This window comes from Sinimarinibacterium flocculans (assembly GCF_003201205.1).
GTDB classification, from domain to species: Bacteria; Pseudomonadota; Gammaproteobacteria; order Nevskiales; family Nevskiaceae; genus Solimonas; species Solimonas flocculans.
Genome location: NZ_QICN01000001.1, coordinates 40,170 through 56,407 on the forward strand (window position 1 = coordinate 40,170; position 16,238 = coordinate 56,407).

Annotated in this window: 13 protein-coding genes; 9 read left to right on the forward strand and 4 right to left on the reverse strand. The window is 69.4% G+C overall.

All coding sequences use genetic code 11. The annotated features are described in order from the left end of the window. Positions 1-77 precede the first annotated feature (77 nt). From C8D93_RS00155 to putA, 3 genes are all read left to right on the forward strand, one after another. Complete coding sequence (locus C8D93_RS00155) at positions 78-785, forward strand: sensor histidine kinase (RefSeq protein WP_110263158.1); 708 nt, start codon at positions 78-80, stop codon at positions 783-785. Next, on the forward strand, positions 782-1,429 hold the full coding sequence (locus C8D93_RS00160) for a response regulator (RefSeq protein ID WP_110263159.1): 648 nt from the start codon (positions 782-784) through the stop codon (positions 1,427-1,429). Before C8D93_RS00155 ends, C8D93_RS00160 begins: the two co-directional genes overlap by 4 nt. A gap of 84 nt (positions 1,430-1,513) precedes the next feature. Next, a complete protein-coding gene (gene putA / locus C8D93_RS00165; protein WP_211307126.1) occupies positions 1,514-4,696 on the forward strand; it encodes a bifunctional proline dehydrogenase/L-glutamate gamma-semialdehyde dehydrogenase PutA in 3,183 nt (1,060 codons plus the stop codon). Between the two features lies 1 nt (position 4,697). Here the strand turns inward: putA and C8D93_RS00170 are convergent, their stop codons facing one another. Continuing rightward, positions 4,698-4,958: a hypothetical protein gene (locus tag C8D93_RS00170; RefSeq protein ID WP_110263160.1), complete on the reverse strand. Its 261-nt coding sequence runs from the start codon at positions 4,956-4,958 to the stop codon at positions 4,698-4,700. A 211-nt stretch (positions 4,959-5,169) separates the two neighbouring features. Here C8D93_RS00170 and C8D93_RS00175 point away from each other — a divergent pair, with 211 nt between their 5' ends. Both C8D93_RS00175 and C8D93_RS00180 read left to right on the forward strand, forming a co-directional pair. After that, positions 5,170-6,549, forward strand: a complete 1,380-nt coding sequence (locus C8D93_RS00175; RefSeq protein WP_245903765.1) for an MATE family efflux transporter — start codon at positions 5,170-5,172, stop codon at positions 6,547-6,549. 54 nt (positions 6,550-6,603) lie between these two features. Continuing rightward, entirely contained in the window at positions 6,604-7,239 is a 636-nt protein-coding gene (locus C8D93_RS00180) for a peroxiredoxin (protein ID WP_110263161.1), read from the forward strand. A 173-nt stretch (positions 7,240-7,412) separates the two neighbouring features. On the opposite strand, the gene C8D93_RS00185 is transcribed toward C8D93_RS00180, so the two are convergent. Further along, positions 7,413-8,468 (reverse strand): serine hydrolase domain-containing protein, encoded by a 1,056-nt coding sequence (locus C8D93_RS00185; RefSeq protein WP_170123824.1) that lies wholly within the window; start codon positions 8,466-8,468, stop codon positions 7,413-7,415. Positions 8,469-8,642: 174 nt separating this feature from the next. On the opposite strand from C8D93_RS00185, the gene C8D93_RS00190 reads away from it, so the two are divergent. From C8D93_RS00190 to C8D93_RS20540, 4 genes are read left to right on the forward strand one after another with little or no spacing between them, the layout of a single operon-like run. Then, complete coding sequence (locus tag C8D93_RS00190; protein WP_146216469.1) at positions 8,643-9,056, forward strand: hypothetical protein; 414 nt, start codon at positions 8,643-8,645, stop codon at positions 9,054-9,056. A gap of 55 nt (positions 9,057-9,111) precedes the next feature. After that, a complete protein-coding gene (locus C8D93_RS00195) occupies positions 9,112-11,010 on the forward strand; it encodes a CocE/NonD family hydrolase (RefSeq protein WP_110263164.1) in 1,899 nt (632 codons plus the stop codon). 34 nt (positions 11,011-11,044) lie between these two features. Beyond that, entirely contained in the window at positions 11,045-12,724 is a 1,680-nt protein-coding gene (gene ilvD / locus C8D93_RS00200) for a dihydroxy-acid dehydratase (protein ID WP_110263165.1), read from the forward strand. A 9-nt stretch (positions 12,725-12,733) separates the two neighbouring features. Continuing rightward, complete coding sequence (locus C8D93_RS20540) at positions 12,734-13,594, forward strand: hypothetical protein (RefSeq protein ID WP_170123825.1); 861 nt, start codon at positions 12,734-12,736, stop codon at positions 13,592-13,594. Here the strand turns inward: C8D93_RS20540 and C8D93_RS00210 are convergent. After that, on the reverse strand, positions 13,574-14,401 hold the full coding sequence (locus C8D93_RS00210; protein WP_110263167.1) for a TatD family hydrolase: 828 nt from the start codon (positions 14,399-14,401) through the stop codon (positions 13,574-13,576). The genes C8D93_RS20540 and C8D93_RS00210 overlap by 21 nt on opposite strands. Continuing rightward, a complete protein-coding gene (locus C8D93_RS00215) occupies positions 14,398-16,236 on the reverse strand; it encodes a DCC1-like thiol-disulfide oxidoreductase family protein (protein ID WP_110263168.1) in 1,839 nt (612 codons plus the stop codon). Before C8D93_RS00215 ends, C8D93_RS00210 begins: the two co-directional genes overlap by 4 nt. Between the last annotated feature and the right edge of the window lie 2 nt (positions 16,237-16,238).

A 16,238-nucleotide genomic window follows, 5' to 3' on the forward strand; every position in this document is an offset into this window, starting at 1 on the left:
GCATTGTGCCGGCGCGGTCGGCAAGGCTGCTAGGCTTGCGGCGTTCTTCTCCACGCAGACCGCAGGATCGCGCAGGCATGTCCTCTTCGCATCCGACGCAGGCTTCGCCCGGCCGCTGGGCGGACTGGTTCGCGCGCTTCCGGCGTCGGCGCGAGGCCGTGCCCGCGCCGCCTGATCCCGCCGAGCGCGAGCGCATCGCTGCGCAGGAGCGCGCGAAGATCTTTCGCGACCTGCATGACGACATCGGCGTGAAGCTGCTGGCCCTGCTGCACACGGTCAACGATGTGCGCCAGGCCGACCTCGTGCGCTCGGTGATCTACGATCTGCGCGACATCGTGTCGCGTTCGCGGCGTCCTCCGGGTACGCTGCTCGAAGTTCTCGCGCAGATTCGCGACGAGATGGAGCAGCGCCTCGAGGCGCTCGGCGTGCAGCTGGCGTGGCAGCAGATCGCCACGCCGGACGTGCCGGTCACGAGCTTCTCGGCACTGAACCTGTTCCGCATCATGCGTGAAGCCGTGACCAACGCCATCCGCCACGGGCGCGCCCGGGAGATCCGTGTCCACATCGCCTGCGAGAACGCCATGCTGATGTTCGCGATCGCCAACGACGGCGGCGGACCGCTGCGCGCATCGGCCACCGGTACCGGCACGCTGGGCATGCGCGAACGGGCGGTGGCGCTGGGCGGAACGCTGCAGTGGACCGAGGAGCCCGCAGGCGGCGTCAAGGTGGCGCTGCTGGTGCCGCTGTCGTCACTCGAGTCGGCGACGGCCGGGGGGATGGGATGAAGCGCATCGAACGGGCGTTGGTGGTCGAGGACGTGACATCGGCGGCTGCGTGGCTGTCGGGGCTGCTGCAGGACGTGTTCGCCTGCGACATCTACGTCGCGGCCTCGGTCCAGGAAGGCCGGCGCAAGATGACCATGTACGGACCCGACCTCGTGCTGGTCGATCTGGGTCTGCCGGACGGCTCCGGCGTCGAGTTGCTGCGCTACGCCGCGCAGAACTTTCCCGACTGCCTGCGCGTGGTGACGACGATCTATGCCGACGACGAGCACCTGTTCGCGGCGCTGCGCGCGGGCGTGCAGGGCTATCTGCTGAAGGACGAGCCGGACACCAAGGTGCGGCGGGCGCTCAAGAGCATTGCCGACGGCGAACCGCCGCTGTCCTCGCTCGTCGCGCAGCGCATGCTCACGGCCTTCGGCCCCACCGAGGCGCAGCAGGACGCGATGTCGGAGGAGGGTGTGCTTTCGCCGCGCGAGCGCGAGGTCCTGACCCTGATCGCCAAGGGCATGCGCATGCCCGAGGTGGCGGACATGCTCGGTATCACGCGCAACACCACGGCGGGCTACATCAAGTCGGTGTATCGCAAGCTCGGTGTCTCCACCCGCGCCGAGGCGGCGCTCAAGGCAGCGAACCTGGGACTCGTCTGAGCCGCGGCGACAGAGGAAACCTCCTCAGGGAGGCCGGCAGGGCGCGGCCTAGAATGCCGGCTCGGTCGTCTGCCGGAGACTCCCGTGAGCGACGAGGGTGTGCTGTATGCCGGGCCGCCGCCGGCGCGCGAGCCGCTGCGCGCGGCCATCAGTGCGCACTGGCTGGCGGACGAAGCGCAGCTGGTCAACCGCCTGCTGTCGATTGCCGAACTGCCCGAGGCGCAGGCTCGCGCGGTGGTCGACCGCGCTGCGGACTGGGTGACGCGGGTGCGGCGCCTGCGCGAGCAGCGTTCGCCGCTCGACGCCTTCATGCAGCAGTACGACCTGTCCTCCGAGGAGGGCGTGCTGCTGATGTGTCTCGCCGAGGCCCTGCTGCGGATTCCGGATGACGACACCGCCGAGAAGCTGATCGCCGACAAGCTCGCGCAGGCCGACTGGGAGGCGCATCTGGGCGAAAGCGATTCGCTGTTCGTCAACGCCTCGACGTGGGGGCTGATGCTGACCGGCCGCATCGTCAGGCTCTCGCCCGAACTGACCGGCAACTTCCGCACGGCGATCAACCGGCTGATCGGGCGCTCGACCGAGCCGGTGATCCGGCTGGCGATCCGCCAGGCGATGCGGATGATGGGTTCGCAGTTCGTCATGGGCCGCGACATCGGCGAGGCGCTGCGCGAGTCGCACAGCCGGGCGCATCGGCGCTACCTGCACTCCTTCGACATGCTCGGCGAGGCCGCGCTGACCGCGGGCGACGCCGAACGCTACCTCAGCGCCTATCGCGACGCGATCGTCGCGATCGGACGCGACGCCGCGTCCCCGCCCGCGGACGTCTTCCGTCGTCCCGGCATCTCGGTGAAGCTGTCGGCGCTGCATCCGCGCTACGAGTTCGCGCAGCGCGCCCGCGTGCTCGCCGAGCTGACGCCGCGCCTGCACGAGCTGGCCATGCTGGCGCGGGCGCAGAACGTCGGCCTGACCGTCGACGCCGAGGAGGCCGACCGTCTGGAGTTGTCGCTCGATATCTTCGAGCAGGTCCGCGGCGACGCGGCCCTCCACGGCTGGGAGGGCCTGGGCCTGGCCGTGCAGGCCTTCCAGAAGCGCGGGCTCTACGTGATCGAATGGCTCGAGGCGCTGGCACGGCGCGTGGGCTGTCGTCTGCCCGTGCGCCTGGTCAAGGGCGCCTACTGGGACACCGAGATCAAGCGCGCCCAGGAGCAGGGCCTGCCCGGTTATCCGGTGTTCACCCGCAAGGCGAACACCGACGTCGCCTACCTGGCCTGCGCGCGCCGTCTGCTGGCCGCGCGCGACCTGTTCTACCCGATGCTCGCGACGCACAACGCGCACACGGTGGCTGCGGTCTGCGCCTTCGCCGGCGACGCCGACGGCGCCGGCCTGCACAGCCGCGGCGGCTACGAATTCCAGCGCCTGCACGGCATGGGCGAGGCCTTGTACGACGTCGTCGGCGAGGATTTGCCGGTGCCCTGTCGCGTCTACGCGCCGGTGGGCTTGCACGAGGATCTGCTGCCCTACCTGGTGCGCAGACTGCTCGAGAACGGCGCGAACACGTCGTTCGTCAACCGCATCTTCGACGAGCAGGTTCCGGCTGAGCAGCTGGTCGAGGACCCGGTCGCGGCGGTGGCCGCGCTGCCGGTGAAATCCAGTCCCAACCTGCCGATGCCGGTGGAACTCTACGGAGCCACGCGGCGCAATTCCCTGGGCCTGAATCTGGCGGACGAGCAGGCCACGGCGGCGCTGCGCCCGGCGCTGTCGCGGGCCGCGCCGGCGCCCGACGTGCGATCGATCGTCGTCGACGATGCCGTCGGCGACGCTCCGCGGCAGCCGGTCTGCTCTCCCGCCGATCGCCGCCGCGTGCTCGGTACGTGGACGCCGCTGCCGTCGGCGCGCGTTACCGACGTGGTCGGCGCGGCGCTGGCTGCGCAAGCGGCATGGAACGCACAGGGCGTCGGCAAGCGCGCGGCGATGCTCGAGCGTGCCGCCGACCGGCTCGAGTCGGACATGGCCGGCTTCATGCGCCTGGCGATCCGCGAAGCCGGCAAGACCGCTCCCGATGCGGTGACCGAGGTGCGCGAGGCTGTCGACTTCCTGCGCTACTACGCGGTGCAGGCGCGGCGGCTGATGGCACGCGCCGAGGTGATGCCGGGCCCGACCGGCGAGCACAACGAACTCCAGCTCCATGGCAAGGGGGTGTTCGTCTGCATCTCGCCGTGGAACTTTCCCCTGGCGATCTTCACCGGCCAGGTGGCCGCGGCGCTGGTCACCGGCAACGCCGTGATCGCCAAGCCCGCGGAGCAGACCAACCTGATCGCGTGGCGCATGGTGCAGTTGCTGCACGATTGCGGTGTGCCGCGCGGTGCGCTGCAACTGGTGCTCGGTGCCGGCGATCTCGGCGCGTCGCTGGTGGCCGACCCGCGTATCGCCGGTGTGGTGTTCACCGGCTCGGTCGAGGTGGCGCAGGCGATCAACCGCACGCTGGCGGCGCGCAGCGGCCCGATCGCGACCCTGATCGCCGAGACCGGGGGGCAGAACGCGATGATTGTCGATTCGTCGGCGTTGCCCGAGCAGGTGGTCAAGGACACGCTGGCCTCGGCTTTCGGCTCCGCCGGTCAGCGCTGCTCGGCGCTGCGCGTGCTGTACCTGCAGAACGAGATCGCCGACAGGACACTGACGATGTTGCGCGGTGCGATGCGCGAACTGGTCGTCGGCGACCCGGCGTGGCTGCGCACCGATGTCGGTCCGGTGATCGATGCCGCTGCGCAGCAGCGCCTGGCCACGCATGCCGACGACCTGGTGCGGCAGGGTTGTCGGGTGATCGAGCGGCTCGAAGCGCCGGCCGACGGTGCTCACGGCACCTGGTTCGCACCCTGCGCGATCGAGATCGACCGGCTCGGCCGGCTCGACGGCGAATACTTCGGTGCCATGCTGCACGTGATCCGTTTCGACGCCCGCGCGCTCGATCGGGTGATCGACGAGATCAACGCCAGCGGCTACGGCCTGACGCTGGGCGTGCATTCCCGCATCGAGACCACGTGGCGGCGCGTGCAGCAGCTGGCACGCGTCGGCAACTGCTACGTCAACCGCGGCATGACCGGCGCGGTGGTCGGCGTGCAGCCCTTCGGCGGCGAGGGCCTGTCCGGTACCGGGCCCAAGGCCGGCGGGCCGCACTACCTGCTGCGTTTCGTTGCCGAGCGCACGCTCACGGTGAACACCGCGGCGATCGGCGGCAACGCGCGCCTGCTGGCGCAGAGCGCCTGAGTCAGCGGCTCGCGGCGTCCGCCGGCTGCGGCAGGCTCAGCCCGCAGTCCAGACGCAGTCCACCGGGCGTGTCGTCGCCGCACCAGCGCGCCACCATCGGCGCAAGCGGAGCGGGCGCCGCTGTCGCGGCATCGGCCAGCGCGATGCCGTCGTGCGCCAGCCACAGTCCACTGGCGGCTCCGCCGGCGAACAGCATCAGCATCTGGGTGCGCTTGAGCGTGAAGCGGCGGCGGAGGTGAGCGTCGTCGTAGATGCGCAGCATGGTCGTAGTCCGTGGAACCGGAATCATCGTGGACTCATGAAGCGCCTTCGGCGGACGCGGGCGGACGGGCGGCGTCCGGCTGCCGACGATTGTGCGCCCGTGACGCTGCGGCGAGGCGTCTGCATAATGCGCGCCCCGATGACGGCCGGGTCCCGTGTGTGCCGTCCTGTCCCGCGCCGGACGCGGGAGATCACCTGCCGATACTGCTGCCATGTCCCGTCCGATCATGCCGGCGCTGCGTCTGGAAGCGCGCGCCAACCTGCGCCTCGCGGCACCGATCATCGCCACCCAGGTCACCTTCATGGGCATGGGTACGGCGGACACGATCATGGCCGGCCGCTACTCCGCGGAAGGCCTCGCCGCGGTCGCGGTGGGAGCGAACGTGTGGTTTCTCGCGTTCATGGTCTTCATGGGCATTCTGATGGCCTGCTCGCCGATCGTCGCGCAGCGCATCGGTGCCGGGCGCAGCGCCGGGGAGACCGGCGCTTTCGTGCGTGCGGCACTGGCGTTCTCGGTGTTGCTCGGCCTGCTGTGGATGGCGGGCATGCGGCTGGCCGCCGATCCGGTGCTCGACTGGCTGGCGCTCGGCGAACCGACGCGCGGCTACGCGCACGACTACATCCTTGCAGCGTCGTGGTCGGCGATGCCGCTGTGCCTGTGCTTCGTTGCGCGCAACACCGCCGAGGCACACGGCCTGACGCGGGTCGCACTGCTGGCCGGCCTGGCCGGACTCTTCGTCAACGTGCTGTTCGACTGGCTGCTGATGTACGGCCGGCTCGGGTTCCCGCAGATGGGGCCGGAGGGCTGCGCCTGGGCGACGGTGCTCGCGGCAGCGACGATGGTGCTGGTCTATGCGGGGCAGTACCGGCGGATCGCGACACTGCGGGCGCTCGGCGTGTTCCGTGCCGAGGTGCCCCGGCTGGGCGAGGACATCGGCGAGATCCTGCGGCTGGGTCTGCCGATCATGCTCATCGTCACGGCCGAGTCGTGGATGTTCAACATCGGCGCGCTGATGATGGCGCGCTTCGGTGCGGATACCGTCGCTGCGCACCAGGTCGCGATCAACTTCGCCGCGCTGTCGTTCATGGTGCCGCTGTCGGTCGGCTTCGCGACGACGGTGCGCGTCGGCCTGGCCGCCGGAGCCGGCGACGCCGCGGCGGTGCGCCTGCGCGGCCACGCCGGCATCGCCATCGGTGCCTGTTTCGCACTGTTCTCCGCCAGCGTCATGGCGACGATGCCGGCGACCATCGTCGGCCTGTACACCGACGCCGCGGCGGTGACGCCGCTGGCCGTGCAGTTCCTGTACTTCGCCGCGGTGTTCCAGATCTTCGACTGCATCCAGGCGACTGCCAACGGCGCCCTGCGCGGCGTCAAGGACACACGGGTGCCGATGCTCATCACCGTATCCGCGTACTGGATCGTCGGCCTGCCGCTGGCGTGGTGGCTCTCGTTCCGCACGTCGACCGGACCGTTCGGCGTGTGGTGGGGTTTCATCGTCTCGCTGGCGATCGCCGCCGCCGGGCTGTCGGCACGCGTCGCACGCCGCACCCGGCCGCGGCCGCAGGCGAGCGGTTCTGTCGATATGCCTTGAACTTCGTCGGCGTCGGCGCATCCTATGCGTCCCACCAGAGCAAGGAGCGCTGACATGAGCCTGAGACTCGGCGACACCGCCCCCGACTTCGAGGCCGACACCACCGAAGGCCGCATCCGTTTCCACGAGTGGCTCGGCGATGCCTGGGGCGTGCTGTTCAGCCACCCGAAGAACTACACGCCGGTGTGCACCACCGAGCTCGGCTACACGGCGAAGCTCAAGCCGGCTTTCGACGCGCGCAACGTCAAGGCCATCGGCCTGTCGGTCGACAGGCTCGAGGACCATCACGGTTGGAGCAAGGACATCGAGGAAACCCAGGGCGCTGCCCTGAACTTTCCGCTGATCGCCGATCCGGACTTCAAGGTCTCGAACCTGTACGGGATGATCCATCCGAACGCTTCGGACCGCTTCACGGTGCGCAGCGTGTTCGTCATCGATCCGAACAAGAAGGTGCGGCTGACGATCACCTATCCGGCGAGCACCGGCCGCAACTTCGACGAGATCCTGCGCGTGATCGACTCGCTGCAGCTCACCGACGGCTACAAGGTCGCCACGCCGGTGAACTGGAAGGCCGGCGAGGACGTCATCATCGTGCCGGCGGTCAGCAACGAGGATGCGGGCAAGCTGTTCCCGCAGGGCTGGAAGGAACTCAAGCCCTACCTTCGCATCGTGTCGCAGCCGAAGGGATGAAGCTAGGAGTCTGGGCGGTAGGAGGCTGGCAGGCGAGGCAAAGCGGTTTCGAGGCAGGTTTCGCGCTGGTTTGAGGCCAATAGCGGGTTCTATTGGCCGAGAAGCAGTGCGGAAGATGACCGAAACGGCGAAGCCGCAGCCGCCTGCGTTTCTACCGTCCAGGCTCCTGGGGCTCAGGCCGGGGCCTCGTCGAGGCCCCGGAGGATCAGCGGTCGCAGCGTGTTCCACAGGTCGAGCCCGGCCTGGGGGCCGTCGACCAGCAGCACGACGGCACCGTAGTCGCGACCGAGATCGATCCACGGCACGGTGCCGAGGGCGCCGGGGTCGCTGAACTCCGGGCCCGGGCTGCCGGGGTGCAGCGCCGGATCGGAGAACCACCAGCCGAAGGCATAGCCGGGATACAGGTCGCGATCGAGCGGGGTGCCGCGTTTCTGCAGTCCGGCGATCTGGTCGCTGCGGATCAGCGCCACCATCTCTTCGGACAACAGTCGCCGGCCGCCGTGGACCCCGTCGTTCATGAACATCTGCAGGATGCGCAGATAGTCGTCGAGACTCGAAACCGCGCCGCCGGCGATCCGCGGATTGGCGTCGCCGAGAAAATGGTAGTCGCGCAGCCCCAGAGGCTCGCCGAGTGCCGTGGCGAAGAAGCGCTCCCAGGGCTTGCCGCTGATCCGTTCCGCGACCAGCCCCGCCACCTGATAGCTGCCGCCGCCATACTGGAACTGCCTGCCGGGCGTGAAGCGCAGTGGCGCATCGGCGATCTGCTGGACGCATTCCACCAGGGTCGTCGTCACGTTCTCGTCGAGGCACCCGGGCTCCGGCGCGAGGCCGGACGTGTGGTTCAGCAGCATGCGCATGGTGATGGGCTGCTTGAGTGCCGGCCAGTCGACGACGTCGCCGAGGTAGTCGGCCACCGGGCGGTCGAGGTCGAGCTGTTCGGCATCGACCAGGGTCAGGATCGCCGCGGCCGAAGGCGCCTTGGTGGCGGAGGCGATCGGCACGATGCTGTCGATCCGGAGATCGCCGCCGGCGGTTCGCACGGCGATGCGGTCGCCGTCGATGAGGCCGAAGACGTAGCCGGTCGCATCGGCCGGGAGTGCCTGCTCCAGGCCGGCCTTGAGTTCGACCCATTGCGTCGGCACCAAGTCGCCGACCGGTTCGCTGTCCGCGCAGGCCGCCATCAGCAGGGTGACGGCGCAGGCGCCGGTCAACCGGGTACACAGGTTCATGTTCCTTCCCTGGAACGCATCGCCCGTCATGGGCAGGTTGCAGTCTGCGGCGCGCGCACTGAACCGCAGGTGAGCGCGGCGGCCTGCGATGCAGTTCTCAGTGACCCGGCGGGGCAGATCGTAGAGTCGCGTCAGGCCGCGAGGCCGGACAGAAAAAAGACGGGAGAGCAGAAGATGAGGCATTCTAGGGCGTTGGGGATCTTGCTGGCCGCGGGCATGGCGGCGGGCTGCGCGGCCGTGCCGCCGGTCGAGAAGGCGTATCACACCCGCGTGATCGAGACCTGGGTCGGCAGTACCGCATCGGCGCTGTGGTTGTCCTGGGGGCCGCCGGCGCGACAGCTCACGGCATCGAACGGCATGCGTTTCGACATCTATACGCAGCGCATCGGCAAGCCGGCGGGTGTCGACGATCCGGCGCTGAACCGGATGTATGCCGCGGCGTCCGATCCGGACTGCCTGACCTACTTCGCGGTCGACCCGAAGACCGATCGCATCCAGCTGGCCCGCTGGCGCGGCACCACCTGCCAGCTCTATGCCCAGCAGACCGACGTGGACGTGTTGCGCTCGATCCAGCCGACGGGGTTCTAAGCTGCCGACGCGGGGCGCGTAGACTGGCGGGAAACAATCGCCGGTCGGGGGAGCAATGAGCGTCGATCCACGAAGGGGGCTGCGCGCCGTCGTCGGCGGCCTGTGTCTGCTGCTGGCGCTGCTGTCGTCGGGCGCACGGGCGCAGGTCGCGAGCAGTGGCTACCTGCCGCTGTCAGACGGCACGCAGCTGCGCTACTCGCTGTATCTGCCGGCGGGCGAGGGGCCGTTCCCGGTGACGCTGGTCTACTCCGGTTACAACGCCGGCAACAACCCTTACGACATCAGCTTCGGCGGCATCGGTCCGATGCTGCTCGAGCGGGGCATCGCCGTGATCGGTGTCAGCCTGCGCGGCACCGGCTGCTCGGAAGGCGTGTGGGTGCCGTTCGAACTGCGCTGGGGACCGGACGGCGCAGAAGTCGTCGACTGGATCGCCCGGCAGGCCTGGAGCGACGGCAATGTCGCGATGGCCGGCGTCTCGTTCCCGGCGATCCTGTCGCTGGTGACCGCCGTGCAGCGCCCACCGGCCCTGCGCGCGATCCTGCCGATGGTGCCGCTCGGCGAGCTGTACCGCGACGTCGCCTATCCCGGTGGGCTGTTCAACCTGACGTTTGCCGGCGCGTGGACGCTGATGCAGAACGTCGGCACGCCGTTCTCGCTGTTCGAGACGCTGCAGGGCGACACGCACTGCGGTACCGCCATCCTCGGGCAGAACGATCCGCGGCATGTCACCGTGGTCGAGGCGGCAAGCATTCCGTATACCGACAGTGACGAGCGCTACGAGAAATTCCTGAGTCCGGCGCTGTTCGAGCGCATCGACGTGCCGGTGCTCGGCCAGGTCGGCTGGCAGGACGAGCAACTCGGTTCGCGCGCCTGGCATGCCTTCGAGCGCCTCGATCCGGCGCGCACCTGGATGCTCGGCACCAATGGGGCGCACGGCACGATCGTCAACAGTGCGCGCTTTCGCGATCTGGCGGCGGACTTTCTCGAGCACTTCCTGCGTGGTGGCCGCCCGCAGGACTTCGAGGCCCCGCGGCTGCAGATCTGGAAGGGCTTCTCGACCGATTTCGAGCCCGCGACCATCGAGACCTACGACCGCTGGCCGCTGCAGCCCGAGACGCTGACGCTGCACGCACAGGCGGACGGCAGCTTGCGGCCCGAACGTCCGGACGCCGAGGCGACGTTCGGCTATCTCTACCCCTTGCCGGCACCGAGCACGCTGACTGCCGTGCTGGTGCCGAACCCGACACAGCTGACCTATCTGCTGCCGGTGATTCCCGGCGGCTCCGTGGCGCTGACGACGCCGGTACTGGTCGACGAACTGCGCGTCTATGGCCCGGCCAGCGCCGATCTGTGGATCTCGGCACCGGCGCTCGACGTCGACGTGCAGGTGACGCTGGTCGAGGTTCGCCCGGATGGTCGCGAGATGTTCGTGCAGCGCGGCTGGTTGCGCGCTTCGCACCGTGCGCTCGACGTCGAACGTTCCACACCGAGGTTGCCGCTGCACACGCACCGCGAGGCGGACCTGCAGCCGCTGGAGCCCGGCGAGATCACGCCGCTGCGCGTCGAGCTGATGCCGGTGGCGCACAGCTTTCGCGCCGGCTCCGCCTTGCGGCTGTACATCGAGGCACCGCTGGGCTTTTCCGGGTTCCGTCAGCTTGCGCTCAACCCCCTGCCGACGGCGGTCAGCGTGCATGTGGGGCCGCAGACGCCGACGCGCCTGGTGTTCGGGCGTGCACCGGCTCCCGAATCGGTGCCGTTGTCGGCGGGCGCGGCGCCGGCCTGCGGCAGCGTGGAGAACCAGCCCTGCCGCTACAGCCTGCAGGCGGCGCCGGACGGGCAGCTGGGTTTCGACGCGCCACGCGATCAGAGCAGCGCCGACGGTGGCGTCTGGAACGCATGGGTGTTGATGCTGGCACTTTTCCTGCAGCAGCTGCGGCGGCGCTGCGTACAATAGCGGCCCCCAAAGTCCCGCCTCGCGCCACACCATCATGTCCGAGCCGCTGAACCGTCGATCCAGGACCATCACCGCGGGCGTGCAGCGCTCGCCCAACCGCGCGATGCTGCGTGCGGTCGGCTTTACCGATACCGACTTCGACAAGCCCATCGTCGGCGTCGCCAACGCGCACTCGACGATGAACCCCTGCAATGCCGGCATCCAGCCGCTGGCCGATCGCGCTGCCGCCGGCATCCGCGCCGCCGGGGGCATGCCGCAGGTCTTCGGCATCCCGACCGTCACCGACGGCATCTCGATGGGGACCGAGGGCATGAAGTTCTCGCTGGTGTCGCGCGAGGTGATTGCCGACGGCATCGAAACGGCCGCGTCGTCGCAGTGCATGGACGGCCTGCTCGTCGTCGGCGGCTGCGACAAGAACATGCCGGGCGCCATGATCGGCATGCTGCGCCTGAACGTTCCGGCGGTCTTCGTCTATGCCGGCACGATCAAGCCGGGCAACTGGAAAGGCGTGCCGCTGACGATCGTTTCCTCGTTCGAGGCTGTCGGCGCGTTCCAGGCGGGCAAGATGTCGCAGGAGGATTTCGACGGCATCGAGCGCAATGCCTGTCCGAGCGTCGGCGCCTGCGGCGGCATGTACACCGCGAACACGATGTCGAGCGCCTTCGAGGCGCTGGGCATGTCGCTGCTCGGTTCGAGCCAGATGGCTTCGCCGGACCCGGAGAAGGCGGACTCCGCCGCCGAGTCGGCACGGGTGCTGGTCGATGCGATCCGCCGCGACCTCAAGCCGCGCGACATCGTCACGCGCAAGGCGATCGAGAACGCGATCGCGCTGGTGATGGCCACCGGCGGCTCGACCAATGCGGTGCTGCACTTCCTGGCGATCGCACATGCCGCGCAGGTGCCGTTCACGATCGAGGACATCGAGGCGATCCGCCTGCGCACGCCAGTGCTGTGCGATCTCAAGCCCTCCGGCAAGTACGTGGCCGTGGACCTGCATCGCGCCGGCGGCGTGCCGCAGGTGCTCAAGATGCTGCTCGCCAACGGCCTGCTGCACGGCGACGCGCTGACGATCACCGGACGCACGATGGCCGAGGCGCTCGAGGACGTGCCGGCCACGCCGCGCGCCGACCAGGATGTGATCCGCCCGTTCGACAAGCCGCTCTACGCGCAGGGCCATCTGGCCGTGCTCAAGGGCAACCTCGCCCCCGAGGGGGCGGTGGCCAAGATCACCGGCCTGAAGAATCCGGTCATCACCGGCCCGGCGCGGGTGTTCGACTCCGAGGACGAATGCATGGCGGCGATCATGGCCGACCGCATCCGGCCGGGCGACGTGCTCGTCATTCGCTACGAGGGCCCGAAGGGCGGCCCGGGCATGCGCGAGATGCTGGCACCGACGGCGGCGCTGATCGGCAAGGGGCTCGGCGAGAGCGTGGGGCTGATCACCGACGGCCGCTTCTCCGGCGGCACCTGGGGCATGGTCGTTGGCCACGTAGCACCCGAAGCCTTCGTCGGCGGAAACATCGCGCTGGTGCAGGAGGGTGACAGCATCACCATCGACGCACACAAGCTGCTGCTGCAGCTCAACGTCGCCGACGAGGAGCTGGCACGCCGGCGCGAGGGCTGGCAGCCACCATCACCGCGCTACACGCGCGGCGTGCTGGCCAAGTTCGCGAAGCTGGTCAGCAGCGCCTCGAAGGGCGCCGTGACGGACTAGGCCCCCGGCATGGCGATCTGGCGACAGTGCAAGCAATGCAAGGCACACGCCGTTCGCCGTTCGCAGCGGTCGATCGGGCAGCGGGCGCTCGCCTGGGTGGTGCCGATCCGGCCGCAGCACTGCACGAAGTGCGGCCATCAGTCCTGGGGACTGCTGCACGCCGATGACCCTCGCGGGCCCTTCGTGACGTCCGCACTGTTCTGGGCCGTTCTGATCCTCGTCCTGTTTCCGTGGAATGCGAGCTTCGTGCGCCACGGGACCCAGGCGCTGCGCGGCGCCGTGAGCGCCGTGCTGTGGCCGGAAGGGTCGGGGAAGGCCATCTCCGTGCATTCGTCAACGCCCGCGGGCCAGAACGACGTGGCGGACGAGGCGGTGATCGTTGCTGCGGCGGAAGCGTCGGCGCCCGCCGTGCTGCCGACGCCGGACCTGCCGGCCGTCACCGCGTTGCCCACGATTGCGCCGGTTGCCGTCGCAGCGCCGACGCTCGTCCCTACGCCCGCACCCACATCCGTTCCGGCCCCGACGGCTGCGCCGACGCCGGCCGCCGGCGAGCGTCCGATGCGGCTGGACGGTGTCGACGTGCGCTGGACCGGCGAGGCGATGGAAGTCGTCGTACGCAGCGGCGACGCTCTCGAGCCCTCGCTACGATTCAGCGACGCCGACGGCGGTTACGTCATCGACCTGCCCGGACGCTGGTCGCTGGCCGACGGTCTACGCCTGAGCCGGACGTTCACGCGCTCGAATCTTGCAGCGCTGCACGTCGGCCGCAATCCGAAGTTCCTGCGCGTCGTCCTCGGACTCGGCGATCCGTCCGCGCCGGCACCGACGCTGGAGGTGCGCGACGAGGGGCTATGGATTCTGGTGTACTGAGCCCGGCCCGATGCCGAAGAACCGGCGAGCGGTGCGGCTCGTCAGTGCCGCGATGCGGTGTTCGTCCGTGCCGCGCGCCTGCGCCACGGCGCGGGTGACCCACGGCAGATAGGCGGGTTCGTTGCGCCGGCTGGGAGCCTTGGGCGCCGTACGCGGCAGCAGGTAAGGCGCATCGGTTTCGAGCATCAGGCGGTCGTCGGGGATGATGCGTACGGCGTCGAGCAGGTGTGCACCGCGGCGTTCGTCGCAGATCCAGCCGGTGATGCCGATGTGGCAGTCGAGCGCCAGATAGTCCTCGAGCGCTGTCTGCGTGTCGGTGAAGCAGTGCACGACCACCGCACCGAGCTGCGCCCGGTATTCGCGCAGCATCGCCACGAAGTCGCCGTGCGCGTCGCGCTGATGCAGGAACAGCGGCCGCCCGGTCTGCGCGGCGATGTCGAGCTGCGCGGCAAAGGCACGGCGCTGGGCGTCGCGGGGCGAGTAGTTGCGGAAGTAGTCGAGCCCGCACTCTCCGAGGGCCACGACTTCCGGCAGTGTCGCGTGCTCGCGCAGCTGTGCCGCGATCGCGGCGTTCCAGTCGCCGGCGTGGTGCGGGTGCAGCCCCGCGGTCGCGTAGAGCCGGCCGGGGTACCGGCGCGCGAGGGCCAGCGCATCGGCATTGCTGTCCTGGGCGCTGCCGGTGACGACGATCTCGGAGACGCCGGCGGAAGCGGCGCGTTCGAGCACGGCATCGAGGTCGGCCGCGAAGCTGTCATGGGCGAGGTTCGCGCCGATGTCCACGAGCGCGGGAACGTCCGGCCCGCTCATGGCAGCGGGGCGGTGGCCGTCTTCGGCGTCGCGAAGCACTCGTGGCGCCACAGCACGCGCTGTTCGACGCTCGGCGTCTGGCCCGGCGGTGGCGTCGTCTCGAGCATGTAGATCATGCGAAAGCTCATCAGGCGACGGTCGCGGGCGTCGCCGTCGAGCTTGTCGGCATTCCAGCTCCGGCACAGATACTTGCCGTAGTACAGCCGCTGGTTGGCGTACTGGGCCTCCCACAGCCGGCCGCGGTAGGTGAGCCAGCGGATACCGCCGTGCGTCTGCGAGTACAGCGCCGGCTTCTCGAAGCGGGGCGCGCCCTGTCCGGGATCGAGGACGTCGATCTCGGTGCCGTCCGCCAGGCGCCCCGGGATCACCAGCCAGCCGTCCTCCTTGAGCGGAAACGGCGCGAACATGTTCCACAGCTGGTCGATGCGCAGGGAGCGGAACACCGGGGTCAGCGCCGCGTAGCTCGCATGCGGCGGCATGCCGACGGTGTGGCCGTTCCAGATCAGCGTGAGCACGACCATGACCGCGGCGACGCCGTGCCAGAAGCGCGGCAGCTCCCAGCGGATTCGCCGCGTCGGCAGGATGCTGGCGGTGGTGCGGCCGAAGGCGCCGCGGTGGCGGGCGACGAAGTCGTAGACGGCGTTGCCCGGCCGTTCGAGCTGCGGGGCGCGCAGCAGCGGCCAGAGCCATCCGAACAGCGGCGAATGGCGCACGAGAACGGTGAACGCCTGCCACTTGAGGTAGGCGCGTTCCTCGCCGTCGATGACGACCCAGGAGTAGTTGGCTTCCATCAGCGTCCGCGCACGCGGCGTCTCCTGCGCCGGCGCGATGGGACTGCGCGGCAGGATCAGGAACTGCTGCATCAACCGGCAGGACTTGAGGCAGAAACCGCAGTCGATGTCGTAGTAGATCCGCGGCGCGGCCGGGTGCCTATGTCGGTGGCGGCGATCGAGGGCATCCCAGATCCAGCCGCCGGCGAAGACCGTCAGCGAACTCAGGCTCACGTAGGGGAAGTGGCCGAGTTCGAGACACAGCAGGAAGCCCACGTGCATCAGCATGAAGCACAGCATCAGCACGAAACGCAGCGGGCGCAGGAAAAACGGCGAGAAGATCAGCAGCGGACCGAGCAGTTCCAGCCACCAGACGTAGAAGCTCAGTGCCTTGGTCAGCGGCAGCCACTCGTTGAGCAGCCGGCCCAGCGGCAGCACGTGACGGTCGAGCGACAGCGCGTAGTAGACGGCGGTGTAGTCGGGCACCCACTCGCGGCCGCTCTTGAGCAGTGCGCTGAAGAAGTACACCGACATCACCTGCAACAGCAGGCCCGCGCTCGCCCACGACAGATGGGCATGTCGAGGCGGTGGCGGGTTCTCGGCGACGGCGGCATCGACCGAGAAGCGCGCGCCCGTCGGCAGGAACATGGACCAGAACAGCAGGCAGCAGATCAGCAGGTCGCCGCCGATCAGCACCGCCGGGTTGCGGTTCAGCAGCGAGGCCCAGAGCACGAACGAAGCGACCGACGCCAGTCGGGTGTGCCAGCCGAGGGCGAGCATCAGCGCGAGCACGCTCTGCACCGTCAGCAACGCCGCGATGAACCAGGCCTGCCCCCCGGCCAGGTGCAGGGACAGCCGCGGGCCGGCGTCGGATTCGATCAGCCATGACCGTGGCATGACGCCGGCGTCGGTCCAGAACGCGCCGAGATCGCCGAAACACAGCAGCAGGTTGCAGAACAGCACGCTGCCGAGCGCGAAGCGGAACAGCGCCAGCGTGCGCAAATCGATGCCGAAGATGTCGGCAAGCTGCTCGGCAAGGCGGGGGAAGCGTTGCGTCAGGTCCATCG

Excerpts from the sequence above, each read along its gene's own strand:
- C8D93_RS00175 (WP_245903765.1), top strand. The coding sequence starts at position 5,170 with ATGTCCCGTCCGATCATGCCGGCGCTGCGTCTGGAAGCGCGCGCCAAC.
- C8D93_RS20540 (WP_170123825.1), top strand. The coding sequence starts at position 12,734 with ATGGCGATCTGGCGACAGTGCAAGCAATGCAAGGCACACGCCGTTCGC.
- C8D93_RS00155 (WP_110263158.1), top strand. The coding sequence starts at position 78 with ATGTCCTCTTCGCATCCGACGCAGGCTTCGCCCGGCCGCTGGGCGGAC.
- C8D93_RS00185 (WP_170123824.1), bottom strand. The coding sequence starts at position 8,468 with ATGAACCTGTGTACCCGGTTGACCGGCGCCTGCGCCGTCACCCTGCTG.
- C8D93_RS00195 (WP_110263164.1), top strand. The coding sequence starts at position 9,112 with ATGAGCGTCGATCCACGAAGGGGGCTGCGCGCCGTCGTCGGCGGCCTG.
- C8D93_RS00160 (WP_110263159.1), top strand. The coding sequence starts at position 782 with ATGAAGCGCATCGAACGGGCGTTGGTGGTCGAGGACGTGACATCGGCG.
- C8D93_RS00215 (WP_110263168.1), bottom strand. The coding sequence starts at position 16,236 with ATGGACCTGACGCAACGCTTCCCCCGCCTTGCCGAGCAGCTTGCCGAC.
- C8D93_RS00180 (WP_110263161.1), top strand. The coding sequence starts at position 6,604 with ATGAGCCTGAGACTCGGCGACACCGCCCCCGACTTCGAGGCCGACACC.
- C8D93_RS00170 (WP_110263160.1), bottom strand. The coding sequence starts at position 4,958 with ATGCTGCGCATCTACGACGACGCTCACCTCCGCCGCCGCTTCACGCTC.
- ilvD (WP_110263165.1), top strand. The coding sequence starts at position 11,045 with ATGTCCGAGCCGCTGAACCGTCGATCCAGGACCATCACCGCGGGCGTG.
- C8D93_RS00210 (WP_110263167.1), bottom strand. The coding sequence starts at position 14,401 with ATGAGCGGGCCGGACGTTCCCGCGCTCGTGGACATCGGCGCGAACCTC.
- C8D93_RS00190 (WP_146216469.1), top strand. The coding sequence starts at position 8,643 with ATGAGGCATTCTAGGGCGTTGGGGATCTTGCTGGCCGCGGGCATGGCG.